Consider the following 26,076-nt stretch of genomic DNA (forward strand, 5'->3'; position numbering starts at 1 on the left):
TCGCCTTCCACGACGCCGTGCTGCAGGCCACCGGCAACGAACTGATGCAGTCGCTGTTCTCGGTGATCGAGACCGCGCTGGGCACGTTCTTCACCTTGTCCGCGCGCAGCGCCACCGATTTCCGCTATTCGCTGCCTTATCACCACAAGGTGTTCGAGGCGATCAAGCGCCAGCAGCCGGAGGTGGCGCGCAAGACCATGCTCGCGATGGTCGCCGACTCGCACGAGAACCTGCAGCGTACGCGTGCCCGCGGCGGCCGTCGGAAGGCCGGCACGTGAGCACCGGCCTTATCGGGCTCGACTGGGGCAGCACGCACCTGCGTGCGTACCGCTATGACGGCGAGGGCCGCGTGCTGGAAAAGCGCGCGCTGGGGCACGGCGTTCGCCAGTTGCCTGCGGGCGGCTTCGCCGAAGCCTTCGCGCAGGCGGTGGCCGATTGGCCCGCCGCGCCGGTGATCGCCTGCGGCATGGTCGGCAGCCGCAACGGCTGGCATGAAGTGCCATACCTGGACACCCCCAGCCATGTCGACCGACTCGCCAATGCGCTGACCGCGATGACGACGACGGACGGCCGCGCGGTGCACATCGTGCCCGGCCTGCGCGATCCGTCGCGTCCGGACGTGATGCGTGGCGAGGAAACCCAGGTGGCCGGCGTGGCGGCGTTGCTGCCGGAGGTCGCGCGCCGCGGTTGCCTGCTGCTGCCCGGCACGCACAGCAAATGGGTATCGCTGCGCGACGGCGCGGTGACCGGCTTCGCCACCGTGATGACGGGCGAGCTGTACGGCCTGCTGACACAGCATTCCGTGCTCGGCGCGCAACTGCCGCCGGCCATCGACGATGCGCAGGCTTTCCTGCGCGGCGTCGACACGGCACGCGACAGCGGCGCGGCCGGTGCGCTGTCGTGCGTGTTCCTGGCGCGCACGCTGATGCTGGACGGCGCGCTGCCGGCGTCATCCGTAGCGGACTTTCTCTCCGGCCTGCTGATCGGCGACGAGCTGCGCATCGCGCTCGCCAGCGGCTGGGCGAACGCACACGACAGCGTGCACATGGTGGGCGAAGGTCCGCTGTGCGATCGCTACCTGCGCGCGGCGGAACGCTTCGGCGTGGTGCTCCGCACGACGCCCGACACCACCACCTCGCACGGACTCTGGCGCATCGCCACGGCGGCCGGCCTGGTCTCCACGCAAGCAACGGCATGAACCCATGAAGGCATGGCTCGATCCCCTCCCCCTCGTCGCCATCCTGCGCGGCCTCACGCCCGATGAAGCCGTGGACATTAGCCGCGTGCTGGTCGATACCGGCTTCCGCATGCTGGAAGTACCGCTCAATTCGCCGCAGCCGTTCGAGAGCATCCGCCGCATGGTCGATGCGCTGGGCGACGGCATCCTGATCGGCGCGGGCACCGTGCTCGATCCCGCGCATGTGACGAACGTGGCGGATGCAGGCGGTCGCTTGGTCGTGATGCCGCATGCGGACGTCCACGTGATCCGCGCCGCCAAGCAGGCGGGACTCTATTGCGTGCCCGGCGTCGCCACGCCCACCGAAGCGTTCGCCGCGCTGGCTGCCGGCGCCGACGCGCTCAAGCTCTTTCCCGCCGAACAATCCAGCCCCGCCGTACTCAAGGCATGGCGCGCGGTGCTGCCGAAGGACACCGCCGTGCTGCCCGTGGGCGGTATCGCGCCGGACACCATGGCCCCGTGGCTCGCCGCGGGCGCCAACGGTTTCGGCATCGGCTCCGCCCTCTACGCTCCCGGCCGCACGGCCAGCGACGTCGCCGCGCGTGCCCGCGCGTTCGCCGACGCCTGGCGCAGCCACTCCGCATCCCAAGGAACGATTGCATGAAGATCACCCGCCTCACCACCTATCTCGTGCCGCCACGCTGGCTGTTCCTGCGCATCGACACCGATGCGGGCGTGGTCGGCTGGGGCGAGCCTATCGTGGAAGGCCGCGCGCACACCGTCGCCGCCGCCGTGGAGGAGCTGTCCGATTACCTGATCGGCAAGGATCCGCGCCATATCGAAGACCTGTGGAACGTGATGTATCGCGGCGGCTTCTATCGCGGCGGGCCCGTGCTGATGAGCGCCATCGCCGGCATCGACCAGGCGCTGTGGGACATCAAGGGCAAGGATCTGGGCCAGCCCGTGCACCAGTTGCTCGGCGGCCCGGTGCGCGAGCGCATCCGCGTGTATTCGTGGATCGGCGGCGACCGACCGGCCGACACCGCGCGCGCCGCGAAGGACGCGGTGGCGCGTGGCTTCACCGCGGTGAAGATGAACGCCACCGAGGAACTGCAATACGTCGACACGCACGACAAGGTCGAGCAGGTGATCGAGAACGTGCAGGCCATCCGCGACGCGGTGGGCCCGCACATCGGCATTGGTCTGGATTTCCACGGCCGCGTGCACAAGCCGATGGCCAAGGTGCTGATGCGCGAGCTGGCGCCGTTCAAGCTGATGTTCATCGAGGAGCCGGTGCTTTCCGATCACCTCGAAGCGCTGCCGGAATTGGCCGCCATCTCGCCCGCGCCCATCGCGCTGGGCGAGCGCCTGTACACTCGCTACGACTTCAAGCGCGTGCTGCAGATGGGCGGCGTGGACATCATCCAGCCCGATCCTTCGCACTCAGGCGGCATCACCGAAACGCGCAAGATCGCCGCGATGGCGGAAGCCTACGACGTGGCACTCGCCCTGCACTGCCCGCTCGGCCCCATCGCGCTGGCCGCCAACCTGCAGATCGACGCGGTGTGCCACAACGCCTTCATCCAGGAACAGAGCCTGGGCATCCATTACAACGCCGGCAACGACCTGCTCGATTACGTGAAGGATCGCAGCGTGTTCGCCTATAACGATGGCTTCGTCACCATCCCCAACGGCGCCGGTCTCGGCATCGCGGTGAACGAGGACTACGTGGCCGAGCGCGCCGCCATCGGCCACCGCTGGCGCAACCCGATCTGGCGCCATGCCGACGGCAGCGTGGCGGAGTGGTGAGCATGGCTTTCGCGACCTATCCCAGCCTCGTTGACCGCCATGTGTTCATTACCGGTGGCGCCACCGGCATCGGCGCTGCGTTCGTGGAGCATTTCGCGAAGCAAGGCGCGCGCGTGTCGTTCATCGACATCGATGAGGCCCATGGCGAGTCGTTGTCGGAAAACCTAGCCACCTGCACGCATCGCCCGCTGTTCATCCGCTGCGACGTCACCCAGTTGGCAGCGCTGCAGGCGGCCATCGCCACGGCGCGCGAGTTGAACGGCAACGTGTCCGTCCTGGTGAACAACGCCGCCAACGATGTGCGCCACGCGTTCGGCAGTACCACCGAGGCGGAGTTCGACCAGAACATCGCGATTAACCTGCGCCATCAGTACTTCGCCACGCAAGCCGTGCGCGAGGACATGCGCCAGCTCGGCGGCGGCTCTGTGATCTGCCTGGGCTCCACCGGCTGGATGAAAAAGAACGCCGGCTACCCGATGTACGCCATGGCCAAGGCTGCCGTGCACGGCTTGGTCAACGGCCTGGCGCGCGAACTCGGCCGCGACCGCATCCGCATCAACGCACTGGTGCCCGGCTGGGTGATCACGGAGAAACAGCAACGCCTGTGGCTGGACGATGCCGGCAAGGCCGAGATTGCGCGCGTGCAGTGCCTTCCCGGCTATCTGATGGCCGAGGATCTGGCGCGCGCCGCGCTGTTTCTCGCCGCCGACGACAGCCGCATGTGCACCGGGCAGGATTTCATCGTCGACGGAGGCTGGGTATGAACGCGCAGGCCGCTGTCGCCATGCAGGTGCACAACACCCTGGGCGAAGGCGTGACCTGGTGCGATCGCGCGCAGGTGCTGTACTGGACCGATATCCACGCCGCCACGCTGTGGCGTTATCGCCCGCACGACGGCGCGCTGCATCAATGGAGCCTGCCCGAGCGGCTCGCCTGCTTCGCGCTGTGCGAGGCGGACGGCTGGCTGCTGCTGGGACTGGCCTCGCGGCTGGCATTCTTCCATCCGGCCATGCAGGCGCTGATTCCGATCACCGACGTGGAAGCGGACCTGCCGACGCGGCTCAACGATGGCGCCTGCGACCGCCAGGGCCGCTTCGTGTTCGGCACGCTGCACGAACCGGCCAACGGCCCGAAGCAGGCCGTCGGCGGCTTCTGGCGGCTGCATCACGACCTGACGCTAGAACGCCTGCCGCTGCCTGGCGTGGCGATCAGCAACAGCGTGGCCTTCAGCCCGGACGGCGGCACGATGTACTTCTGCGATTCGCCCGCGCGACGCATCCAATGCTGCGATTACGGCGACCGTGTTTCCAACGTGCGCACGTTCGTGACGCTGGACGATGCGCGCGGCGAACCCGACGGTTCCGCCGTCGACCGCGACGGCGGCCTGTGGAATGCCCAGTGGGGACTGGGCCGCGTGGTGCGCTACACCGCCGAAGGCCACCTCGACCGCATCGTCGAGGTGCCGGCTTCGCAACCGACCCGTCCTGCATTTGGCGGATCGGACCTCGGCACGCTATACATCACCAGTGCGCGCGACGGCCTCGATGCCGCCGCGCTCGCGGCTCAGCCCTATGCCGGTGCGCTGTTCTTCGCCGAAACGGGCTTTCGCGGCTTGCCGGAACCACGTTTCGCCGGCCCGCCGCCGCACGTCATCGCCGCTGCGTAGGGACCGCGGCCCATCCATACCACGCCCATTGAGGCAAACCACAACGCCAGTGGGGGAGAGTCATCCATGAATGCCCAAGTCATCGCACCATCTTCGGTGCAATCGAAGGCCACCGTCGTTTTCGTCTGCGTGCTCGCCGCCCTGGCGGGTTTGATGTTCGGCCTCGACGTTGGCGTCATCTCCGGCGCCACGCAGTTCATCCAGGCCGAATACAAGGTCGGCGACCACGTCATCGAGTGGATCGTGAGCTCCATGATGTTCGGCGCGGCCATCGGCGCGGTCGGTGCCGGCTGGCTGTCGGCGCACCTGGGCCGCAAGCGCTCGCTGGTGCTCGGCGCCGTGCTCTTCGTGATCGGCTCGCTGCTGTCGGGCCTGGCATGGTCGCCGGAAACCTTGATTGCCGCGCGCGTGGTGCTCGGCGTCGCCATCGGCCTGGCCTCCTTCACGGCACCGCTGTATCTGGCCGAAGTGGCGCCGGAATACATTCGCGGCGCGATGATTTCCACCTATCAGCTGATGATCACCATCGGCATCTTCGTGGCGTTCCTCTCCGATACGGCCTTCAGCTACAGCGGCGCGTGGCGCTGGATGCTCGGCGTGATCGCCATTCCCGGCGTGCTGTTCCTGGTTGGCGTGCTGTTCCTGCCCGACAGCCCTCGCTGGCTGCTGATGCGCGGCCGCCGCCAGGAAGCGCTGGACGTGCTGCAGCGCCTGCGCGGCGACAGCGACGTGGTGGCGCGCGAAACCGCCGACATCGAGGAACAGCTCAAGACGCCCCAGCGCGGCTGGCACCTGTTCCAGGAAAACCGCAACTTCCGCCGCTCGGTGTGGCTGGGCGTGCTGCTGCAGGTGATGCAGCAGTTCACCGGCATGAACGTGGTGATGTACTACGCGCCGCGCATCTTCCAGGAAATGGGCTACGACACGGCCGCGCAGATGTGGTTCACCGCGCTGGTGGGCCTGACCAACGTGCTCGCCACCTTCATCGCCATCGCGCTGATCGACCGCTGGGGCCGCAAGCCCATCCTCTACACAGGCTTCACGGTGATGACCGTGGGCCTGGGCGTGGTGGGCGCGATGATGCACAACGGCATCCACGACCACGGCGCGCAGATCTTCACCGTGGCGATGCTGCTGATCTTCATCGTCGGCTTCGCCATGTCCGCCGGCCCGCTGATCTGGGCGCTGTGCTCGGAGATCCAGCCGCTCAAGGGCCGCGACTTCGGCATCGCCTGCTCCACCTTCACCAACTGGGCCTGCAACTGGGTGGTGGGCATCACCTTCCTCACCCTGCTCAACGGCATCGGCAACGCCAATACGTTCTGGCTCTACGCTGCGCTCAATGCGGTGTTCATCGTGCTCACCTACTGGCTGGTGCCGGAAACCAAGGGCGTCACGCTGGAGCAGATCGAACGCAACCTGATGAGCGGCAAGCGCCTTCGCGACATAGGCCGGTAAGCGCTAACCAGCCCACCAACCGCTGTACCCATTAACCCATGCTTGGCCGTCTCTGGACGGCCATGGAGGAGTGTTTATGTGGTGCTATCGATCCAACCCTGTTCTTGTACTGCTCGTCTTCCTGCTTGGCCTGCTGAACATCTCTGGCAGCGCTTACGCCGCCACCGGAACCGTACTGCAGGGAAGCACGCTCTACCCACGCGTGGTGAGGTTGCAACACGGGCCCGTCAACACCTATGGGCGGCTCATAGCCAGCACCAACGGCATCATCTTCCAGAGCAACGATAACGGCGCAACCTGGTCCAAACTGGGCGTTGTGCCGACGATCGGCGGTAGCACCGAGCGCTGCTGCGCCACGCTCTATGAACTGCCGCAACAGGTCGGCTCACTGCCGGCCGGTACGCTGATTTCCGCCGCCTCGTATTTCTCCGGCAGCACACCTGCGATCGAGGTCTACACCAGCTCCAACCAGGGCGCATCATGGACATACCACAGCACTCCGGTGATGCGCGGCGATAACAGCCACGGCTTGTGGGAGCCGGAGTTCGAAGTCGCCAACGATGGCGCGCTGGTCATGTTCTGGTCCGATGAGACCGACGCCTGCTGCAGCCAGAAGCTCGCGCAAATCCGCAGCTATAACGGCGCCAGCTGGCAGGACGAGACCAACACCGTACGCAGCACCATCCCGGGCGATCGCCCCGGCATGATCACGGTGAGCAAGCTGCCCAACGGCCACTTCTTCATGAGCTACGAGCTCTGCGGGCCAGCCGCTTGCACGGTATTCTCACGCACCTCCACGGATGGCTGGAACTTCGGGGACCCTGCCAACATGGGTGCGAAGGTGCAGACCACGGCAGGACAGTATCTGGAACATGCGCCATTGAATCGCTGGAGTCCATCGGTCCTTTCCAGCAACGGCGCCATCCTGCTGGTCGGACAAGTGATGTACGAATCCGACGGCAGCGTGTCCGCGTCGAACGGCAAGGTGCTGTTCGTCAACACCAATGCGGATGGCGCCGGCAACTGGTACACCATCAGTGCGCCGGTGCAGGTGCCCACCGCCTACGACAACTACTGCCCCAACTATTCGTCCGCGCTGCTGCCGGCGACGGATGGATCCAGCATCCTCGAGCTGGCCTCGGACTACCTCAACGGCGGCTGCATTGTGTACTTCGCGAGTGAGTCTTGGAACCGCCAGCCGGCCGACGGTTCCACCCATGTGTTCCAGAGCGTGCAAGCACCCGCCCTGTGCCTGGACAACACGGCCTGGTCCACCGCCAACAACACCAGCGCGGAACTTTGGGATTGCAATGCCGCACCGGTGCAGAACTGGACAGTGCACGCCAAGGGTGGCGGCTGGTTCAGCATCCAGAATCAGCAGACCGGGCTATGCGTGGACAACACGGGCGGCAGCACCACGCCCGGTAATCTCGTCACACTGTGGGGCTGCGCCAACAATGCCAACCAGAACTGGATGTTCATGGACCTGGGCAACGGCAGCTACAAGCTGATGAACCAGGCCTCCGGATCGCTGATGCTGGATGATCCTGCCGGCTCTACCACGCACGGTACGCAGTTGCAGATCTGGACCGATAACGGCCTGGCGCCGCAGCAGTGGATACTTAAGTAAAGGGCCCGGTACTTGCCAAGTTAAACGTCGGTCCGGTATCGAAGGATGCTGGGCCGACCTTATCGGATACCCAGGTCAAAGATCCGGACGCGAGGCTTAATGCCGGCTGGGAAATTGGCGATAGTTGGCCCGCCTCGGGAGGCAACCCAAACCCAACTTCGATAACTATCTGTTATTACGGTAGTTATTGCTCACCGGACCTCGTGGCCAGGTTGGCCGGCTGACGACAGCGGCGCAAGCCCGGTGACGGTTACCCAGCCGTGAACGCTGGCCCCGGCGCTTGAGCGATACGCCACCCTCGCCCACCGAAGATCTCCCGAGACGTCTTCCACCTCGACAGCGTCGCCGCGAACGAAGAAGCGCTTCGCCACGCCTACGCCCGGTTTGTCGTGCAGCGCCAGATGGTCCACGGCGACGCGTGCGTTGGCTCGGACAACCGACAAGCTGTCGCGATAAGCGAGCGCGCGGGCGGTGACGTGCCCCTTGTCGTCATAGGTGAGTAACCGGCCGATGGGTGCGCTGCCTTCCTTGATTCCGAACAATCGCTGGAGCGCCGGGTCTTCGGCCAGGCCGGTTTCTTCGGTCGACTGATAGAGATAGAGCTTGCCATCGGCGGTATAGCGATAGGCGTCCAAGATCCAGGTTGTGCCGCAGCATGCGCTGTACAGCGTGTGGCTCGTGGCGTCGACGGTCACTTCCGCGAGGCCGGCGCAGCTTCCGCCGGCCTTCACCTCAAGCGGCGCGAAATGCTGTGCCGTGGGATCGAACAGGAAGATCTGGTAACCCTCGGTGACGCCGTCGTGGGAGTCGACAACGGCGACATCCTTGTGGCCATCGAAGTTGAAATCGTCGGTGGCCAGACGGACATCGGCGCCGGTCGGCTCGATGTCGAACATCTGCGTCTTGCCGCTCAGCAGAAAATGGATCGCCAGATGCTTGGGCGACAACTCCACGCGGGCCTGCGTCCGTGGGTCGACCTGGACGATGGCTGTCTCCTGGGCGTGGACCTGAGTGGCCAATGCCACCAGCAGGAACGCGCCGGCCCAACGCGGCGATAGGTTCCTGCGGGTGTGAATCATCGGCATCAATTCATCCTCGGGAAGAACGTCCGGCCCTGGGTGCGGCGTAAGAGTGACGCCAGCGGGTGTCTTTCTGCCGTGATTGCGACCGCACTACTCCGTGCCGAGGGCAGAATGGAGCACCATCAGCTCACCGACTCTGCCAAACGGGGGAGGGAAAAGAAGCCGGTGAGCGTGATGGCGGCGCGCAGACTAGGTCGTTGCGGCAGCGCGCGCCATCAGACAGCACTGAAAAGTCTAGGCACGGACAGCAACTCGCGGCGTCGGCCTACTCGGCTGTAGGCTGAGTAGGCTTTATTTCCCGAACATGCCGCGTCTCATGGCTGTCGTCGGCTGGCGATGTCTGCCGCGCTGAGCTTCGCCGGCTGGCCGCCGAAGCGGTTCATTACATAGTTGGACAGTGCGGCGATCTCGGTGTCCGAATACGCGTGACCGAAGGACGGCATGAACACCCGCTGCCCGCCAACGTTCAAGGCAGAGCCACTGATGATGATCTGCGTGAGATTGGTGGCATGCGGGTCCCGTACCGAGCGCAGGCCCGTGAGTGTGGCGTAGTCGGTTTGTCTGCCCTGCCCGCTTTCCGTATGGCAGCCCGCGCAGGCGCCCGCGAACAGCTGCTCGCCCAGGCCCGGTGCCTGAGCCGATGCGGTGACTCCGGCAGTCGCCTGCACGGGCGTGCCGCTCTGTTGCGGTTTTACGTCACGCAGGTAGGTGACCAGCGCGGACAGGTCCGAGGGGGTCAGGTGCTGCAGGCTGTAGCCCACCACTTCGCCCATGGGCCCGGACGCCGTGCCGCGGCCAGCGGCGTGGCCCTTGGAGAAATAGTCGATAAGTTCCTGGTCGCTCCACGCGCCAATGCCATGATCCTTGTCGGACGTGATGTTGTAGGCCATCCAGCCCTGCAGTTCGGTGCCAGCCAGGGCTTCGCCCGTCTTCATGGCGAAGGCGACGTTGCGCGGAGTGTGGCATTCGCCGCAATGACCCAGCGCGGTTGCCAGGTAGGCGCCGCGATTCCACGCCGGCGATTTGCCTTGCTCTGGCTGGAAGCGCTCCTTCTTCAGGAACAGCGCGTTCCACAGGCTGAGCGCCCAGCGCTGGTTGAACGGGAACGACAGGTCATTGGGCTTCGCCGGTGCATGCGCCACCGGCAGGCTGAACAGATAGGCCTTGATCGCCAGGATGTCGTCGCGGCTGAGCGCAGTGTACGAGGTATAGGGAAACGCGGGATACAGCGGGTGGCCGTCCTTGTCGACGCCGGCATGCAGTGCGCGCACGAAGTCTTCGTCGCTCCAGTTGCCGATGCCGGTATCCTTGTCCGCCGTGATGTTGGACGAATAGATGGTGCCGAACGGCAGCTTGAACGCCACGCCACCCGCGAATGGCTGCCCTTCGGGCGCGGTATGGCAGGCCTCGCAATCCGCGGCACGCGCGAGATATTCGCCGTGCGCCACCTGCGCGGGCAGATCGGCCGGAACGCCGGTGCCGACTGGCTGCCCTGCCTGCTCGTTGCCGCCGTGCGTCACCGTGGCAAATGCGTAGATGGCGAAGACGATGCCTGCGAGGACGATCACGCCCACCAGCGTTGCGATCATGCGTCCGATCTTCATGCGAGCCTCCCCGTCGGCAAGGTCGACGATGCCGCCACCGCGGACTTCAGTGCCTCCTTGTCCTGCACGAGCATCGAGCGATCGATGGGCAGCGTGCGCAGCCTCACGCCCGTGGCCGCGAATATCGCATTCGTGAGGCTGGGCATGGCCATCACGGTGCCGGTTTCGCCGATGCCGCCGGGCGTCTCCTTGCTGGGCATCAGATGCACGTCGATCGGCGGCGTCTGGTTCAGGCGCATCACCCGGTAGTCATTGAAGTTGCGTTGTTCGACGGCGCCGTTCTTCAGCGTGATGCCGCTGTACATGGCCGCGCTCCAGCCGAATACCAGGCCGCCCTGGATCTGCGCCTCGACCGTGTTGGGGTTCACCACCGTGCCGCAATCGACCACCGCGACGGCACGGCGCAGCATCACTTCGCCCTGGGGCGATACTTCGACATCCGTCACCACGCACAGATAACTGCCGAAGGGCGCGGCCAGCGCGATACCGCGGCCATGACGCGCGGGCACCGCTTCCCTGCCCCAGCCGGACTTCTCCACGGCCAATTCCAGCACGGCCTTGGCACGCGGATTGTCGCCCAGGATCGCGCGCCGGTACTCCACCGGATCCTTGCCCGCGGCATGCGCGAGCTCGTCGATGAAGCTCTCCACCACGAACACGTTGTGCGTCGGCCCCACGCCGCGCCACCAGCCAATGGGCACGCCGTTGGGCATGTCGTGGCGCACCCATTCCACGCGCATGTTGGGTATTTCGTAAGGCAGTTCGGCGGCGCACTCCACCAGGTCCGGATCGAGTCCGTTCTTGCCCATGGCCGGCGGCGCGAACGTCGCCATCACGGAGGCACCGGTGGTGCGATCCGTCCACGCCACGGGCTTGCCCTGGTCGTCCAGCGTGGCGGAAATGCGGTCGAGATAGGCGGGGCGATAGCGGTCCTGCGCGATGTCCTCCTCGCGCGTCCAGATGATCTTGACCGGATACTCCACCTGCCTGGCGATGCCCACGGCCTGCCCAACGGAATCCTCGAACAGGCGCCTGCCGAAGCCGCCGCCCATGTACTGGTTATGCACCTGGATGCGCTCGGCCGGCAGGCCGGTCACCCGCATGGCGACATCCACGCAACGCGCCGGCACCTGCGTGCCGACCCAGATGTCGCAACCGTCCGGGCGCACATGCACCGTGGCGTTGATCGGTTCCATGGTGGCGTGCGCGAGCAAGGGCAGCTGATAGGTGGCGGAAACCACCTTGCCGGTGGCCTTGCCGACATCGCCGACGTTCTTCGCCTCGATGGGCGTGCCGTGCTCGGAGGCATCGGCCAGGTCCTTGAACAGCTGTTCCGTGGAGTAGTTGCCGCCAGCGCCCACGTTCCACCGGATGTCCAGCGCTTCCAGGCCCTTTTTCGCCGCCCAGAAGTGTTCACCGACCACAGCCACCGCGTTGTCCAGCTTCACCACCTTGAGCACGCCGGGTATGGCCCGGGCGCGCGAGTCATCCACGGCGCCAAGCGTTCCACCGAAGGTCGGGCAGGCGCGCACCGTCGCCACCTTCATGCCGGGAACACGGATGTCGATGCCGAACGGCAGCGTGCCATCCACCTTCCCTGGCGTGTCCACGCGCCGCATCGGCTTGCCGATCAACTGAAAATCCTTGGGGTCTTTCAGCGTGGGCTTGGCGGGCGGCGCGACACGGGCGGCCGCCTCGGCGAGTTCGCCGTAACGCAGCGTGCGTCCAGTGGCTGCATGGGTGACCACGCCGCGCGCCACGGTGCACTGCGCCGGGTCGACCTTCCAGCGCTGCGCCGCGGCCATTACCAGCATGGCGCGCGCGGCGGCGCCCGCATCGCGCAGGCTGGTCCAGCAAAAACGAATGGTGGTGGACCCGCCGGTGGCCTGATCGCCCAGCAGCGGATTGGAATAAAGCGCCCGGTTGGGTGGCGCGTGCTCGACGGTGATCTGGTCCAGGCCAACATCCAGCTCCTCGGCGAGCAGCGTTGCCTGGCCGGTATAGGCACCCTGCCCCATCTCAATGCACGGCATGACCAGTTGGATGCTGCCATCGCTGCCCACGCGTACGAATGCATTGGGCGCGAATTGCGGGTGATCCGCATCGAGCCGCGTGCCCTGGGCGAAACCCGACACCCGGCTGGCGCCGCCGAGCCACATGAAGGCCACCACCAGCCCGCCTCGCTTGATCAGCTCGCGGCGCGCGGGGTTCTGCAGCTCGATATCGTCCTTGGCTAGATCAACGCGTAGCATCATGGCAAACCCTCGGCAGTCGGCGATGGGCGGACAAAGGCAGGTTCAGGCGATGGTCTGGGGCAAGGTGGCCTGCCCCGTGGCGGCCTGCTTGATCGCCGCACGAATACGCACGTACGTGCCGCAGCGGCAGAGATTGCCGGACATGGCCGCGTCGATGTCCTCGTCGGTAGGCGTGGGCTTCTCGGCCAGCAGCGCCGCTGCGGACATGATCTGGCCCGTCTGGCAGTAACCGCACTGCGCCACCTCGATCCCCAGCCACGCTTGCTGCACGCGCTTGCCGAGGTCGGTGGCGTTGAGGCCTTCGATGGTGGTGATCTTCTTGCCGGCCGCCCCGGACACCGGAAGCACGCAGGAGCGCACGGCCTGGCCATCCAGATGCACGGTGCAGGCGCCGCATTGGGCTATGCCGCAGCCGAACTTGGTGCCGTTGAGGCCCAATACGTCACGCAGCACCCACAGCAAGGGCATGTCGTCGGGTACGTCGACCTGGGTGTCCTGGCCGTTGATGGATAGCACGATCATCGGTGTCTCCCTGGCAAGGCAAGTACGCGAGGGCCGAGAGCCGCTGGGGCGCCGAAGCGCCCGGCCACGTCGGGCCGCCGTCACGAATGGAAGCGATCTTCCTCCCGTCCAAAGAAAAGGCAAGTGAAGAGGCTTTCATGAGGCAAGCCACCCACTGGCGTGCGCCGCCGGCTTGACGGAACATCGACAGGCATCGTCGCTGAGTGTCGCCATGAATGTCGCCCAGGAATTCGACCCGCTTTACCGCGCCGCACAGGCGCTGGATCTGCACGGCGCCACAAGCGAGGCCGCACTGGTCACCATTACGCGCACCCACGGCTCGACCTTTCGCCGCGCCGGCGCCAGCATGCTGGTGCTCAGGGACGGACGCATAGTGTGCGAGTTGTCGGGCGGCTGTCCGCAGCGGGATATCGCGCTGCGCGCTCAACGGGCGATGGAGACTGGCGAGTGCGACGTGGTCGCGTATGGGCGCGACAGCAACTACGACGTGATGATCGAAACCGGTTGCGGTGGCGAACTCGAGGTACTGATCGAACCGTGGCGCGAGCCGGAGGACGTTCGCTTCCTTCACGCCATCGAGACACTGCGGGTGGCTCGCACGCCCGGCGTGATGGCCTCGGTATTCTCCACGGACGGCCATGCGCCAAGGGGGCGCCTGCTTCGCCTGGTAAAGAGCGATGACCATGCCTGGACAAACATCGACCATCCTCCGTTGCAGCGGCAGATTCTTGCTGCCCTGGAGCAGCAGTCCGGCGTGAATGGCGCGGCGGCCAGGCACGTGGATGACGCGGGTCGACATCACGAGATACTGCTGGAGACACTGCATCCACCGCACGCGCTGGTCGTTGTCGGCGATGGCATGGGCGCCACCCTGCTCTCCCGCCTTTCCACCCAACTGGGTTGGCGAACGACACTCGTGGGCACCCACCACCACGAGGTGCCCACGGAACCCGGCGTGCACCACGTGCTCGCGACGTCCCAGTCACTGGCGACCACGGTGACGCTGGACAGCCTGACCTCCGCAGTGGTCATGACGCATCGGCTGGAACGCGACCTTGCCTACGTCGCGGCGCTGATGGCCACGCCCGTGCGCTACATCGGCGTTATCGGTTCGCGGCGCCGCGCCGAAGAGATATGCGCCGCCTTTCCGAACGAGCCCAGGCTGCACGCGCCGGCCGGTCTCGACGTGGGTTCGGAAACACCCCAGGAGATCGCGCTGGCCATCGCCGCGGAAATCCTCGCCCTGCAGCATGGACGCAGCGGCGGCCCGCTCAATCGATCACGGGAGCCTATTCATCCATGACGCCATCGCATGCCTCCGTAGGCGCCGTCATCCTGGCGGCAGGGAGCTCCAGTCGCTACGGAGCGCTCAAGCAATTGATCGCCATTGACGGCGAACCCATGGCCCGCCGCATCGTCCGCGGCGCGTTGGCGGCTGGCCTGCATCCGGTCGTGGTCGTGGTCGGTGCGCAGAGTGATCGCGTGACCGACTGCCTCAACAACCTGGACGTGATCGCCGTCAGCAATCCGGCATGGGGTGACGGCATGGGCAGCTCGCTGGCTACCGGCGTGCAGGCACTGCTGGCGCAAGCGGCGCCGCTGCAATCGCTCATGGTACTGCTGGCCGATCAACCTGCCATCAAGGTGGACGACCTGGAACGCATGCTGGCAGCCCACGCACAACGACCCGACCGCATCCTTGCATGCCAGAAGAACGGTGATTTCGGGCCGCCCTGCCTTTTTCCCGTTGCCTACGCCGACGAACTGATGGCGGTGAGCGGTACACAAGGCGCGCGCGCCTTGATCGAGCGACACGCATCGTTGGTGGAGGGCTTCGACCTGCCTGCGGCCTTCCAGGACATCGATACGCCAGAGGACTACAACGCCTGGGAGGCAGCGCGGGACCGGCCGCTGGTTGACGGGCTAGATTAGGTCTATCCGTCACCGCGTATCGTGCATCTGCAACGAACTCGCCCACGGACGCCGGCGCGCTCTACCTTTCGACTTCAGGCCACAGGATGGCTTGCGCGACGACCACGTGCTCACCGTTGAAGGTCGCGGCTGGCGAGCCATAAAGCACATAACCCTGCGCAAGCGCTTCCGACACCCTGTGACAGAAGGTGGCATCGTCCTTGCCTGTGAGAAGGCGGTATCGCGGCAAGCCGTCGGGCGGTGTACTGGACATGAGCAGGATTCCTGGAAATGGCGCCAGGAGGCGCGATCGTCACAGCATGGCGGCAAACACCAGCCTCACGCAATCGTGCGCAGGGCGATCGGCTGCTCCGGACTTTGTCCCATCGGCAGGACGCCTGCCATTACTGCCTTACATCGAGCTCGTCGGTGACTTCCTTCACGCCGCTCACCTTTCGCACAAGGGCATCGATGCGGGATTTCTCGGCATCGTCCTTGACGGGTCCGCGGAGCACCACGGCACCATCCGAAACGATCACGAGCACCCGATGCCCGGCATCCGACAACGATGTGTCATCGGCGATGGCGCGGCGAACCGATGCCTGCAACTGCGCGTCCTGCGAGCTGTGAATCTGCGAAGCTGCCTGATGAGGCGGGGGTGTCGTGGTTTGAAGTGCGATGGCGTTGCCCGCCATCAGCATAGCCAATCCAGCGAGCATGGGTCGCCACATATCGTCACCTCGCCTCATGCGCATTCAATGCAGACGGCCCTATTAGTCCCTTCGGGCCGTGAACCGCATGTGCACTGTACTGCACGTCCTTCAGTGAAATGCGGGCCGGAGCCGCGCAAATACTGAACAATCCCGTGACGCTATTTTCAGGCGCGTAGGCGCAACTGCTCAACCAACGAGCGAATCTCCGCGAGCTCCCGAGCGATGGCATCGCGTCGCTGCGCGGAAGTTTCCCCATCACCGGCTTCCGCGGATTTGGGATCGATCAGCCGCAGCGAACCGACAAGACGATGGATGAGGTCGCGCTGCTGCTCCGTGTCGCCCTCTGCGATGGCGGCGTCGAGCTTGGCGATATCGGACCACCCGGCGTCCAGCAGGCCCTCGAGCAAGTGTTTTACCTGGGATGCCGAGCCGAATATGCCGACCAGATAGGCCAACCTGTCCTGGACGGGCGGGCCGTCGTTGGCCGCCACCTGGCCCGATATGCCGGCGATCTTCTGCCGTAGATCGTCCAGTTGCACGGGCTTGGCGAGAAAATCGTCCATGCCCGCATTGCGGCACTTCTCCACCTGCTCGGGCAGCGCGCTCGCAGACAGCGCGATGATCGGCAAATGCCTGTCGGTGCCCGCTTCGGACTGGCGGACGCGATGCGTCAGCGCGTAGCCATCGAGCACAGGCATATGGCAGTCGGTGATGAGCACATCGAAATGCTCCGTTATCAGCGCATCCCACGCCTGTTGACCGTCCTCGACAACGACATGCTCATATCCGAGCAACTGGAGCTGCCTGTCGATCACCGCACGGTTGATGGGGTGATCCTCGGCAACGAGCACGCGTACCGCGCCCGCTCCTTCAGTCGCGGCGATCGACGCAGGCCGCCGTGCATCGAGCAGACCCAACGCCATGCGACACGCATCCGTCGCCGAACGCCAGAGCAACGGGCTGCCGCATAGCATGATCCTGCCGGCATCGACGTAGAACCCGCGCGGATCGGTGTCTGGAAATACGTGGATAGTCGGCGCGCCGATGATCTTGATGCCCTCGCGGATGATCGACGCATCGGCGATATAGACGTCTACATCCTCCAGGGTAAATTCGGCCACATCCTCGGCGTCCACCTCCATGACGGCTAGGCCCATGGCGGAAAGCGCATTGGCCAGTTCGTGCTCGATGGTGGCGTCACGCGTGCAGACCAGCGCCCGCTTGCCATTCATGTCGGGCATCGTGGAAGCGCCGCGCAAGACAGGAAGCGTCACCTCGAAGACTGCGCAAGTACCACCACCCTCCTCGCTGCTCAGCTGAACATCGCCGCCCATCATGTGGGCCAGGCGGCGGCAGATGCTGAGGCCTAGCCCCGTGCCGCCAAAACGGCGTGTCGTGGAGGCTTCCGCCTGGGTAAAGGGCTGAAACAGCCGCGTCAGCTGATCCGGTGAAATGCCGATGCCCGTATCGGTGACAGTGAAGCGCAGCCGCTGTCCATCCTCCACTTCGCCCGCCATCTCCACGCGGAGTTTTACGTGTCCTTCCTGGGTGAACTTGAGTGCATTGCTTAGGAGATTGTTGATGATCTGCCGGATACGATTAGCGTCGCCGCGGTACTCGGACGCCAGGCGCCAATCCAGTACCAAATACAGCTGCAGGCTCTTTTGCTGCGCCCGCGCGGCAAAGGTGCCCACGGCGCTGTCCGCCAACAGGCGCACATCGAAGGGTTCCGGCTCAAGCTCCAGCTTCTCCGCCTCGATGCGCGAGAAGTCCAGGATATCGTCCAATATCTGCAGCAGGGCTCCCGAGGAATCCTGCACCATGCTGACCATGTGCGATTGCTCGGCATTCAATGGCGTTTTTGAGAGCAGCTCCACCAGGCCAAGCACGCCGGCCATGGGGGTGCGGATCTCGTGGCTCATCATGGCGAGAAAGGCGCTTTTGGCCGCCACGGCGGCTTCAGCCGTGGCCTTGGCCTCGATCAAGGCCTGTTCCTGCTCCTTCAGCGCGGTCACATCGGCGCAATAGACGCTCCAGAAATAGCCGCCATGACCGGCAGGCTTTGGCTCGCCGCCCAGTGCGCGTATCCAACGGGTTCGCCCGTTCACATGCAAGGGAAACTCGACCGCGTCCGCCTGGCTTGATTGATAGACCCGATCCACCAAGGCGCGTATCGCGTTGCGATCTGTCTCCCGCATGGCATCCAGCGGATTGGCTGCACCGGAAAGGATGTCTTCGCGGGACATGCCGAACAGCGATTGCGTCGGTCCACTGACGTACTCGTAAACGCGCTGGCCATGCGCGTCGATGTAGAGCCTTATGACCACGCCCGGCAGGTTCTCGTTGGTATCGACCAGGCGCTGCTCCGACGCGCGTGCCCGCGCTTCGGCATCACGCATGCGCTTGTATGCCAGGCCGATGGCGGTGACCACCGAAGCGCTGATCGCGAGGCCAAGCAGCACCCAGCCCCAAGGCACGCCATAGTTGTAATTGGCCCGCAGCCAGCGACTGCGCATGGCTTGGCGCTGGTTGTCCTTGAGGCCGCCGATGACCCGATCGATCAGCAAGGCAAGCCGCGCCTTGTCCCGGCTGACGCCAAAGGTGATGTCCTGATCGAGCCCCGCAGGCGCCACCACGCGGAGCGTGGCGGCATAGCGGTCGCGAATCAGGGCGTCGATGGCGGGCAGCGTTCCGATGTAGGCAGACACCTCGCCACGCTCCACCAGCTTGAGACCTGCCTCGTTGCTCGCCACCGGCACGAACTGGGTCTGCGGCATGAGCATCTTCAGGCTGTCGATGAGCCCGGCTTCCTCGCGAACGGCAGCCTTTTTCCCTCGCAAGTCTTCCGGCCCCGCGACGGCAGGCGAACCGATGCGGGCGACGATTACCTCCGGAAAGCGCTCATAGGGACGCGTGAAGGTCATCATCGCCGGGTCGTAGTCGGCCGGCATGGCGGCTGCCACCACGTCCACTTCCTTGGCGGCGACGCGGCGCTGCAGTTCATCCAGGTCACGCGTCGGTACGAACTCGAATCGCAGCCCAAGCTGGTTTTTCAGCAGCGCGAGATAGTCCGCGGCCAGCCCATCCAGCGCGCCGTCCTTATCCTTGAAGCTGTAGGGAAAACGATCCGACTCGTAGCCGACCCGGATAGATCCCAGGGTGGCGAGCCAGCGGCGGTCACCATCGGTCAGGTTGTGGCCATGCGGTATGACCGCCGAAAAATCCGCGTCCACTCCCCAACGCGAGCGGAGATTGGTCAGCTCGTCGCCGGTAATGGATGCTTCGGCTTTGCCCAGTATCGCGGCCAGCATCGGCTGCTCGCGGGAGACGGCCAGCGAGGCGCGCATGATGCCCATATCAGGAAGTGAAGTAAGGATGCTGAGATCATCCTGCTCCCGCTCGCTGAGCAGCCAGCGGGTCCGGGCCGATGTGCCGATAAAGGCATCCGCCTGTCCCCGCACCACCATATCCAGCGCCTGGCGGGCATCGTCAGCGAACACCATGGTGGCGCCGGGGAAGCGGTCCCTCACACGCTGGGTGAAGTATTTGCCGAAGCGCTCCGTGGCGATGCGAGCGTGCGCAAGGCTGCTTTCGTCCAGAATCTGAAGGTCGCCCTTGCGCGCCACCATGACGAAACTGCCTTCCGCATACGGCTTGAGGTAGATCAGTTGCGCGTTCCGCCCGACGGGCTGGCCCACCAATAGATCAAACGGCATGGGTTGATCGGCTTCATTGAAGGCGATGCCATCCCAATCGGTAAACGGCCTGAACTGGAGGCGCAGACCGACGCGGCTCGCCAGCCGCTTCGCGTAGTCGACGCCCATGCCATCGGGTGCGCCCGCCACCCAGGCCTCGAGCGGAAAATGGTTACCCGCATAGACACCCACCTGTATCACGGGGTGCGCGGCAATCCACGCCGATTCCTCGGGCGTCAGCTCGACGGCGGGCGAAGTGGACGCATGAACACCGGAAGCCAATGCCAGTACGACAAGGAACACCATGAGCCGAACAAGCGCCCGCGACATGGCGCGCCCGGTGCCCTTCCATCCATGCAAGGCAATCGATATGGAACGACTCATCGCCCGACGTCGATGCATAGGCTCCCCGGGTATCACGATTCTAAGAATCGAGAATAAGAGTCGCATGCAAAACCCATCCATGAGACTTATCCGAATTACCTCAAACGAAAGAAAGCGCGACGCTTTGGACGGCTATCCTTTACGTTCCTGGATCTTCCCGACTTCCCTTCGTTATGCCTCTCCAAATCTTCGTCGCTGACGACCACCCCATTGTGCGCGCAAGCGTGCGCATGGAAATCCTCCGCATGGCGGATGCACAGGTCGTTGGTGAAGCATCCAATGCCGACGAGCTTCTTGCCTTTCTTCGAAACGATACGTGCGATCTGCTGGTTACCGACTTCAACATGCCAGGCCACACCGAGGAAGACGGCCTGGCCATGCTCGACCTTATCCGGCAACTCAAGCCAAAGCTGCCCATTGTCGTACTGACGATGCTCACCAACCCTGCCCTGCTTCGGGCCATCCACGATCGTGGCGTGACCGCGCTCGTCATCAAGTCCGATGGCATGGGCGAACTATCGAACGCCCTGCGCTCAGTGGCTGCTGGTGACCGCTACGTTAGCGCAAATGCCAGGCAGCTGTTCCAGATGTCGCCTCGACGTGATGCCGCAGCACCGGGCGTGCCGCTGACCGCCCGTGAAGCCGAAGTGCTTCGCCTGTTTGCCTCTGGACGCACCGTGTCTGAAATTGCCGCCCAGCGTGGGCGCAGCGTGAAGACCATCAGTCACCAGAAGATCAGCGCCATGAACAAGCTCGGGCTACGCAACGACCCCGAACTGTATACGTACGCGCACGAACATGGCCTCTGCTGAGGCTGGGTGAATTGCTTAAGTAATTCGGACGAGGCATCTCCGTCCTCGCCAAGGCATCCACATCCCAGCCGGTGTGGATTTGCTATTTATGTGGCAGCTGGCGACGTTCTGCCCAACCCTCTCGCCTGTAATACCCTGATCGAAGTGCGGTAAGCACGCACCGTTTGTAGCGCTGTCGAATCCTCTGATTCGATTCGGCATGAGGAGCGGTGCCGCGCTCGCCAATTCGGGATACCTGGGCACCCGTCACAAAGGTCTCGCCCCCGGGCGCGGAAAGAACAAGGGAGCTGCGCGAGGCACCAAAGGCGGCCCCACGCTCTCGATGTTCTTCATGGAACTTAGGGCGCCCCTCATGCAGAGGATGCGGCGCCCTGCCCCTCTCGCTACGCAGCCTATCGGCAAACAGCCGTCGTGGCGTCCATGCTGTATGCGCTGCCCTTGATGCGCGGCGGCAGCTGATAGTTGACCTTGCATTGCTCCTGATCAGAGTCGCCCCAGCGCACGGTGAGTGCACCGCCCTCTTCCGCTCCGCGAACAAACATCTGTCCGCCCTGGCCAACGGTGCCCACGCTGTTTCCGCTGGCATCGATCACCTCGGCACCGAACGGCAGCACATCGCCATTGGGCTGCTTGGCACGGATGAGCGCTGCGCGTCCGCTGACGGTGGAGAACTTCAACGGCACGACGGCGCCGGCACGGGGCGCGGTCTGCACACGCGTGGTCTGCAGTTCCACGTCCATCGACGTGCTGGCGGGGTCCAGCGTGACGTCGTTCATGCGATAAGGCATCAAGCTGGTGGCCACCGCGTAGCCACGACCGTCGATCCGGGTCTGGCCACTGCTGGAGACGCGGGCACCCTTGGCGTCCGGCGCCTCGATGATCGCGATGGGGCTGTTGAGATCGATCTGCGGCGCTAGAGTGATGCCACCGCCGTGCACGACCACACCGCCAGACGCGCCCACCGAACCCTGCTGGTAGTGGCTGGAGTAAGAGTAGCCGGCATTGAGATTGCCATACGCCGCCTGCCAGCCCAGGTTGCCGCTGGCCGTGGTATTGCTGTTCCCCTGGTCGGTGTAATTGACGTTGGCGTTGTAGTTGTACTGGCTGCGTTCGCCGAACGTGCCGTTGATGCCCACCCGGTCGTTGTTGCCCATGGTGTCGTCGTGCGAAACCATGGCCGAAAGCATGGGCGAGTTGCGGGACGAAGGACCGCCCAGCGGGATAGACACGTTGAGCCCAAATTGGTTGTCGTAATGCCCACCATTGAACGCAGGGCTGGAGGTATAGGTGCGGCTGGCGGTAATGCCAAAATTCACGCGCCGATAGCTGTTGCTGTAGCCCAGCTGGTAGGTGGTGGCGTCGGGCATGCCGTTCCAGTAGGTATTGCGGCTGCCGTTGAAGTAAAGCTGGCCGTACTTGCCACCGAAGTCCTGGTTCAGCGTGACCTGGATGCGCTGCTTGGCACGAAGCACGACGGGCGCGGCCCAATTGGTGCTGTGCAGGGAGGTCAGCTGGTCCTGCGTCTGTACGGCGTCGCTCAGCGTCAGGAAGTTATCGTTGGAATAGCGGTACGAGGCCACCGCCAACGTGGTGCCCGAGGTCGGAATGGCCTTGGAGTATGACAGGCGAGAACTGTAACCCGACAGCGAGCCGCCAGCTCCCTTGAAGGTCGTGTGCGAGTTGGTCACGTCCAATGCGAACGCGCCAATGGGCGTATTGACGGCCGCGCCGCCCAGATAGGAGTGATACAGGTCCCGATAGGTGGACTGCACACCGCCGTACAAGGTCAGCCAGTTGTTGATGCCGCGCTGGTAGGTACCTTCCACGAAGTACGGCATGCCATTGCGCAGCGTGGTGTCGCGCACCTGGCCATCGGTGATGGCCCAGCGGCTGACACCGGGACGCAGCAGCATCGGTACGGCCGAATACGGCACCGTGAAGGTGTGCATGGTGCCGTCGGCTTCAAAGACGGTCACGGTCAGGTCGCCACCATAGCCGGTGGAATACAGGTCGTTGATGACGAACGGACCAGGCGCCACCGTGGTTTCAAGCAGCAGGTTGCCGTTCTGGCGTACTTCCACGCGGGCCTGCGTATTGGCAACGCCACGCACCACGGGTGCAAAGCCCTGCTGCGAGTCCGGCAACATGCGATCGTCGCTATAGATCGTGATGCCTCGGAACGGCGTGGTATCGAACACGATGCCCTGGGTGTAGCTGTCGCCCACCGTGAACTGCGCCTTCCACTGGGTAATGTCGTGGGTGGCCGTGGTATTGAAGTTGTGCCAGTTGGTGCGACCGGTCTTCTGGTCCCACTGCGCGGTTTCCACACTGCGCACACGCCAGCCGGCAATATTGAAACCCAGGTTGAGGCCAAGGTAGGCGTTGATGTCGTTGTAGCTGTAACCGCCGGCCTGCGCGGGCGTGTAGCTGCCGATCTGCACCGGCACGTAAGTGCCATTGTTGCTCAGCATGTAGTTGCCGGTGGCACTGGGCACATAGGCGCCACCTGGCCCCAGCGTATAGAGCGTGCTCCCCTGCACCTGCACCGGCGTCCCGTCCGTACCGATGGCGTTGCCGCCGCTCGCACGCGGCCCGCTGTAGCTCTGGTTGATGGAGTACGCGTTGAAGTTGTAGCCAAGCAGGAAAGCGGTTTCACCCTGGTCCCACAACGCCGGGCTGACATAGCCGCGCGCGTGCTTGAGCAGCGATGCCTGCGGGATGGAGACATTCAGGCGCAGCTCGCCCATATCCATCGTGGCGGTGGCATCAGGGCTGACATCGCCGATGGCGATGCAGGTGTTCTGCGCATTGATCCGTGCCGGATCGAGCTTGCCAACGTCCACGCCCATCTGGAGCAGTTCGGCGTAGGTGAAGCACGGCTGGGCGTTCTTCATGCCTTCGACGGCACGAAACTCCATGTTCTGCCGGCTTACCCGTCCTTCGTTGACGAAAATGTCAACGTTGTAGGTACCGGGCAATACGCTGACGCCATTCTCGAACCGGGAAATGTCGACGTTCTTCGCGGAGCCGGTGAATGCGTTGCTGAACTCCGCGTAGCCGGAACCTGCCGCCGGATCCAGTGCTCCGCCAGCGGCAGCGGAAGATGCGGCAGCCCAAAGCACCGTGGGGACAGCGCCAAGCGCGGCAACCACGGAACTGGCCAGCAACCGCGGCCGCATCCCGCCATGGGCCGGGATGCACGGAGGGAGGACGTATTCGACCCTTAAAGGGGCTGCGTATAAGCGAAGCGTACGGCTATTGGAGTTCATATCGCCTGGCTACTCGAAGAGGTTGCGCAACACATCTCCGAGAGAGGCACCAGGGTGCCTCTCGGGCGTAAGATGCGGGTGAGTTCGATACGTGGCTACCGCGATGAAGGCCTGCGGTTCGCGCCAAAGGTAGATCAGCGGCTGAAGCTGACTTCGTGCTCGTTGAAACCGCCGTAGTCGTTGATGACGGTGATCACCAACTTGTTGCTGGCATCAGGCTCGCCTGCCACCGGAAGGGTTGCTTTGCCCATGGCGGGACACATGCCACCCTTGGAAACGGCCTGCAATTGCGGCGAGCCCTTGAAGGTAAGGTCGCTGAAGGAAATGTTGAACGGCGTATTGTTGGTGCACTCCGCCTGATAGCCCTTGCCCTCCTGCGTAACGTGCCAGCTCAGCTGGTCGGCGGCCGCATCCGGAGAGCCCTTCAGCCCCTTCGGGCGATAGAACAGCTTCATGCGCGAACGCACGGCGAGCTGCATATAGTTCTCTGCCGCGTCACTGCCCGCCTTGGGCTTGGGTGGAATTTCCAGAATGTTTAGCCAGAAAACCGTTTCGCGATCCTGCGGAAGATCCGCGCCGGTAAACATGATGCGCAAGGTCTGACCCTTACCAGGGTCGACGCGCGCCATCGGCGGCGTAATCAGGAACGGCGCCTTGCTGGTATCCGGTCGCTCGGTGGCATCGCCGCTGTCGATCCACGCCTGAACGAGGCGAGTCTCCTTGCCATCGTTGACCATGCTGAGCGATACCTCGCGCTGGTCAGCGGGATACACCACGCGAGTGCCGTTGATGGTGATGCCTGCCTGCGCCGTACCCAAGGTGGCGAAGGCCAGGGCAAACGCGCAAAGAGTGCGACGCAAAACGATCATGGAGGTTCTCTTGCTAATTAAAGATGAGATGCGGTTGAACAACGGGGCCGAATACGCCGGCCCCGTTGTGGTCAACTGACTAATTGATCAGTTGTACTGCATCGAATAGGTCAATTGAGTGTTGACGGCACCCGCGGTCGCGGCACCGCCCTTGGCCAAATACTGGCCGAGGTAGTTCAGCGTCGCAGTGGTGCCAACGATGGTTGCGGCCGGCTGATTGTTGGCGGCAATCACGGTTGCGCCATTGGTAACAGCGCTGTTGATGCTCAGATCAATGCGCTGATTATTGGCCGGATTCACCATGCGGACTTCCACGTTCGAGGCGCCGCCAGCGGCCTGGTTCTTCAGAGCGCCGGTGGCAGTGTCAAGAGCAGGCGTCTGCGATGTTTCAATCCATAGTGCTGCGGTCTTGCCAGCCGGCGAGCCACCGGAGCAATTGAGGATCAGAGAGAACGCAGTATCGCCCGCAGTCTGACCGTCCTTTGCCAAAGAAGTGGTGCTAACGGTGGGCAGCTTCACGGTGATATTGCCCTGACCGGAAGCAGCGCCACCGCCCGTGACAGTACACGTGGTATCGGTAATCGTGCCGTTGAAGGTAATGGTGCCGTCAGAGGCCGAAGCCTGCATGGCGACAAGGCCAAACGTGGCAGCCAGAACAGCAGAGATAAGAGTCTTCTTCATGGATGTCTTCCTTCGTTAGAAAAGCCCGCTCTCCAAGGGTCGGCTGGAACGTCGGCTTGCTCGTTCCGTCATCCGGTGCTCCATGGTGGGTAAGGCATCATGTCGATCACGGGACCACCGTTCGACTTAGTAATGATCTGTTAAGTGCGGCAGTCATCGAAATCAGATCGAACTGATTAAGGGGTAGCCGTAAATCCCTGACCTTGTAAGGTAAAACTCAGCCATCCAACTTTGATCGCGAGTCCACTCACGAGCAGGATCGTTCCCAAGGCACTTCTCCACAGCATGGACGACTCGATCCATGCGCATCGGGCCACATGCAAATCAACGTCGCGCCCATTTGGCCTCGGACGACTTTCATTGGGTCAGGATGGCTGCACGCATCCAGTCGGCGCGATCGTTACTGCCAATATCGCCACGACGTCTGTCAATCAAGTTAGACGGTTCCCTTTAAAAAAAAGCCGGCCAAAGGCCGGCTTGTAGTGACGCTTAAGATTCAAATCCGTCTATAGAAATCTGATCGCGACGAAGACGCGCTG

General features: G+C 64.0%; 21 protein-coding genes. 11 read left to right on the forward strand and 10 right to left on the reverse strand.

The features are described from left to right. The 8 genes from BDW41_RS00005 to BDW41_RS00040 form a co-directional block, all read left to right on the forward strand. The coding region (locus tag BDW41_RS00005) for an FCD domain-containing protein (RefSeq protein ID WP_146217271.1) at nucleotides 1-278 on the forward strand (278 nt) is incomplete at its 5' end. Continuing rightward, the gene (locus tag BDW41_RS00010; RefSeq protein ID WP_074547656.1) at nucleotides 275-1,198 is read left to right on the forward strand and encodes a 2-dehydro-3-deoxygalactonokinase; all 924 of its coding nucleotides are present in this window, start codon (nucleotides 275-277) and stop codon (nucleotides 1,196-1,198) included. The genes BDW41_RS00005 and BDW41_RS00010, both read left to right, overlap by 4 nt. A gap of 4 nt (nucleotides 1,199-1,202) precedes the next feature. Then, complete coding sequence (locus BDW41_RS00015) at nucleotides 1,203-1,841, forward strand: 2-dehydro-3-deoxy-6-phosphogalactonate aldolase (RefSeq protein ID WP_074547655.1); 639 nt, start codon at nucleotides 1,203-1,205, stop codon at nucleotides 1,839-1,841. Next, on the forward strand, nucleotides 1,838-2,986 hold the full coding sequence (gene dgoD / locus BDW41_RS00020) for a galactonate dehydratase (RefSeq protein WP_074547654.1): 1,149 nt from the start codon (nucleotides 1,838-1,840) through the stop codon (nucleotides 2,984-2,986). The genes BDW41_RS00015 and dgoD overlap by 4 nt, the downstream gene beginning before the upstream one ends. 2 nt (nucleotides 2,987-2,988) lie before the next feature. Beyond that, nucleotides 2,989-3,750 carry an SDR family oxidoreductase gene (locus BDW41_RS00025; RefSeq protein ID WP_074547653.1) on the forward strand — a complete coding sequence of 254 codons (762 nt, stop codon included), beginning with the start codon at nucleotides 2,989-2,991 and terminating at the stop codon, nucleotides 3,748-3,750. Next, nucleotides 3,747-4,652: an SMP-30/gluconolactonase/LRE family protein gene (locus tag BDW41_RS00030; RefSeq protein WP_074547652.1), complete on the forward strand. Its 906-nt coding sequence runs from the start codon at nucleotides 3,747-3,749 to the stop codon at nucleotides 4,650-4,652. Before BDW41_RS00025 ends, BDW41_RS00030 begins: the two co-directional genes overlap by 4 nt. A gap of 66 nt (nucleotides 4,653-4,718) precedes the next feature. Beyond that, nucleotides 4,719-6,110 (forward strand): sugar porter family MFS transporter, encoded by a 1,392-nt coding sequence (locus BDW41_RS00035; protein WP_074547651.1) that lies wholly within the window; start codon nucleotides 4,719-4,721, stop codon nucleotides 6,108-6,110. A 76-nt stretch (nucleotides 6,111-6,186) separates the two neighbouring features. Beyond that, nucleotides 6,187-7,740, forward strand: a complete 1,554-nt coding sequence (locus tag BDW41_RS00040; protein WP_074547650.1) for an RICIN domain-containing protein — start codon at nucleotides 6,187-6,189, stop codon at nucleotides 7,738-7,740. 191 nt (nucleotides 7,741-7,931) lie between these two features. Here BDW41_RS00040 and BDW41_RS00045 read toward each other — a convergent pair whose 3' ends face one another. The 4 genes from BDW41_RS00045 to BDW41_RS00060 form a co-directional block, all read right to left on the reverse strand. Then, a complete protein-coding gene (locus BDW41_RS00045) occupies nucleotides 7,932-8,825 on the reverse strand; it encodes a hypothetical protein (RefSeq protein WP_074547649.1) in 894 nt (297 codons plus the stop codon). 311 nt (nucleotides 8,826-9,136) lie between these two features. Continuing rightward, a complete protein-coding gene (locus BDW41_RS00050) occupies nucleotides 9,137-10,426 on the reverse strand; it encodes a c-type cytochrome (RefSeq protein WP_083337584.1) in 1,290 nt (429 codons plus the stop codon). Then, nucleotides 10,423-12,681 carry a xanthine dehydrogenase family protein molybdopterin-binding subunit gene (locus BDW41_RS00055; RefSeq protein WP_074547648.1) on the reverse strand — a complete coding sequence of 753 codons (2,259 nt, stop codon included), beginning with the start codon at nucleotides 12,679-12,681 and terminating at the stop codon, nucleotides 10,423-10,425. Before BDW41_RS00055 ends, BDW41_RS00050 begins: the two co-directional genes overlap by 4 nt. Before the next feature lie 42 nt (nucleotides 12,682-12,723). After that, a complete protein-coding gene (locus tag BDW41_RS00060; protein WP_074547647.1) occupies nucleotides 12,724-13,203 on the reverse strand; it encodes a (2Fe-2S)-binding protein in 480 nt (159 codons plus the stop codon). 211 nt (nucleotides 13,204-13,414) lie between these two features. Between BDW41_RS00060 and BDW41_RS00065 the strand changes: the two genes are divergently transcribed. After that, nucleotides 13,415-14,506, forward strand: a complete 1,092-nt coding sequence (locus BDW41_RS00065) for an XdhC family protein (protein WP_074547646.1) — start codon at nucleotides 13,415-13,417, stop codon at nucleotides 14,504-14,506. Beyond that, nucleotides 14,503-15,135, forward strand: a complete 633-nt coding sequence (locus tag BDW41_RS00070) for a nucleotidyltransferase family protein (protein WP_074547645.1) — start codon at nucleotides 14,503-14,505, stop codon at nucleotides 15,133-15,135. Before BDW41_RS00065 ends, BDW41_RS00070 begins: the two co-directional genes overlap by 4 nt. 61 nt (nucleotides 15,136-15,196) lie before the next feature. On the opposite strand, the gene BDW41_RS00075 is transcribed toward BDW41_RS00070, so the two are convergent. The 3 genes from BDW41_RS00075 to BDW41_RS00085 all read right to left on the reverse strand — a co-directional run bounded on the left by BDW41_RS00075 (nucleotide 15,197) and on the right by BDW41_RS00085 (nucleotide 19,906). After that, the gene (locus BDW41_RS00075; RefSeq protein ID WP_074547644.1) at nucleotides 15,197-15,388 is read right to left on the reverse strand and encodes a DUF1737 domain-containing protein; all 192 of its coding nucleotides are present in this window, start codon (nucleotides 15,386-15,388) and stop codon (nucleotides 15,197-15,199) included. Between the two features lie 130 nt (nucleotides 15,389-15,518). After that, nucleotides 15,519-15,815, reverse strand: a complete 297-nt coding sequence (locus BDW41_RS00080; protein ID WP_074547643.1) for a BON domain-containing protein — start codon at nucleotides 15,813-15,815, stop codon at nucleotides 15,519-15,521. Nucleotides 15,816-15,991: 176 nt separating this feature from the next. Further along, a complete protein-coding gene (locus BDW41_RS00085) occupies nucleotides 15,992-19,906 on the reverse strand; it encodes a transporter substrate-binding domain-containing protein (protein ID WP_158536955.1) in 3,915 nt (1,304 codons plus the stop codon). 173 nt (nucleotides 19,907-20,079) lie between these two features. Here BDW41_RS00085 and BDW41_RS00090 point away from each other — a divergent pair, with 173 nt between their 5' ends. Then, a complete protein-coding gene (locus BDW41_RS00090; RefSeq protein WP_074547641.1) occupies nucleotides 20,080-20,718 on the forward strand; it encodes a response regulator transcription factor in 639 nt (212 codons plus the stop codon). Nucleotides 20,719-21,110: 392 nt separating this feature from the next. Here BDW41_RS00090 and BDW41_RS00095 read toward each other — a convergent pair whose 3' ends face one another. From BDW41_RS00095 to BDW41_RS00105, 3 genes are all read right to left on the reverse strand, one after another. Then, complete coding sequence (locus BDW41_RS00095; protein ID WP_233496720.1) at nucleotides 21,111-23,870, reverse strand: fimbria/pilus outer membrane usher protein; 2,760 nt, start codon at nucleotides 23,868-23,870, stop codon at nucleotides 21,111-21,113. Between the two features lie 251 nt (nucleotides 23,871-24,121). Continuing rightward, nucleotides 24,122-24,898 (reverse strand): fimbria/pilus periplasmic chaperone, encoded by a 777-nt coding sequence (locus BDW41_RS00100; protein ID WP_233496721.1) that lies wholly within the window; start codon nucleotides 24,896-24,898, stop codon nucleotides 24,122-24,124. Between the two features lie 45 nt (nucleotides 24,899-24,943). Continuing rightward, complete coding sequence (locus tag BDW41_RS00105; protein WP_074547638.1) at nucleotides 24,944-25,537, reverse strand: fimbrial protein; 594 nt, start codon at nucleotides 25,535-25,537, stop codon at nucleotides 24,944-24,946. Nucleotides 25,538-26,076: the final 539 nt, after the last annotated feature.

Origin of the sequence: Dyella sp. AtDHG13 (assembly GCF_003201105.1) — a bacterium.
Taxonomy (GTDB): Bacteria; Pseudomonadota; Gammaproteobacteria; order Xanthomonadales; family Rhodanobacteraceae; genus Dyella; species Dyella jiangningensis_B.

Coding starts and splice junctions, on each gene's coding strand:
- BDW41_RS00015 (WP_074547655.1), top strand. CDS start 1,203: ATGAAGGCATGGCTCGATCCCCTCCCCCTCGTCGCCATCCTGCGCGGC.
- dgoD (WP_074547654.1), top strand. CDS start 1,838: ATGAAGATCACCCGCCTCACCACCTATCTCGTGCCGCCACGCTGGCTG.
- BDW41_RS00025 (WP_074547653.1), top strand. CDS start 2,989: ATGGCTTTCGCGACCTATCCCAGCCTCGTTGACCGCCATGTGTTCATT.
- BDW41_RS00030 (WP_074547652.1), top strand. CDS start 3,747: ATGAACGCGCAGGCCGCTGTCGCCATGCAGGTGCACAACACCCTGGGC.
- BDW41_RS00035 (WP_074547651.1), top strand. CDS start 4,719: ATGAATGCCCAAGTCATCGCACCATCTTCGGTGCAATCGAAGGCCACC.
- BDW41_RS00040 (WP_074547650.1), top strand. CDS start 6,187: ATGTGGTGCTATCGATCCAACCCTGTTCTTGTACTGCTCGTCTTCCTG.
- BDW41_RS00045 (WP_074547649.1), bottom strand. CDS start 8,825: ATGCCGATGATTCACACCCGCAGGAACCTATCGCCGCGTTGGGCCGGC.
- BDW41_RS00050 (WP_083337584.1), bottom strand. CDS start 10,426: ATGAAGATCGGACGCATGATCGCAACGCTGGTGGGCGTGATCGTCCTC.
- BDW41_RS00055 (WP_074547648.1), bottom strand. CDS start 12,681: ATGATGCTACGCGTTGATCTAGCCAAGGACGATATCGAGCTGCAGAAC.
- BDW41_RS00060 (WP_074547647.1), bottom strand. CDS start 13,203: ATGATCGTGCTATCCATCAACGGCCAGGACACCCAGGTCGACGTACCC.
- BDW41_RS00065 (WP_074547646.1), top strand. CDS start 13,415: ATGAATGTCGCCCAGGAATTCGACCCGCTTTACCGCGCCGCACAGGCG.
- BDW41_RS00070 (WP_074547645.1), top strand. CDS start 14,503: ATGACGCCATCGCATGCCTCCGTAGGCGCCGTCATCCTGGCGGCAGGG.
- BDW41_RS00075 (WP_074547644.1), bottom strand. CDS start 15,388: ATGTCCAGTACACCGCCCGACGGCTTGCCGCGATACCGCCTTCTCACA.
- BDW41_RS00080 (WP_074547643.1), bottom strand. CDS start 15,815: ATGCTGATGGCGGGCAACGCCATCGCACTTCAAACCACGACACCCCCG.
- BDW41_RS00085 (WP_158536955.1), bottom strand. CDS start 19,906: ATGAGTCGTTCCATATCGATTGCCTTGCATGGATGGAAGGGCACCGGG.
- BDW41_RS00090 (WP_074547641.1), top strand. CDS start 20,080: ATGCCTCTCCAAATCTTCGTCGCTGACGACCACCCCATTGTGCGCGCA.
- BDW41_RS00105 (WP_074547638.1), bottom strand. CDS start 25,537: ATGAAGAAGACTCTTATCTCTGCTGTTCTGGCTGCCACGTTTGGCCTT.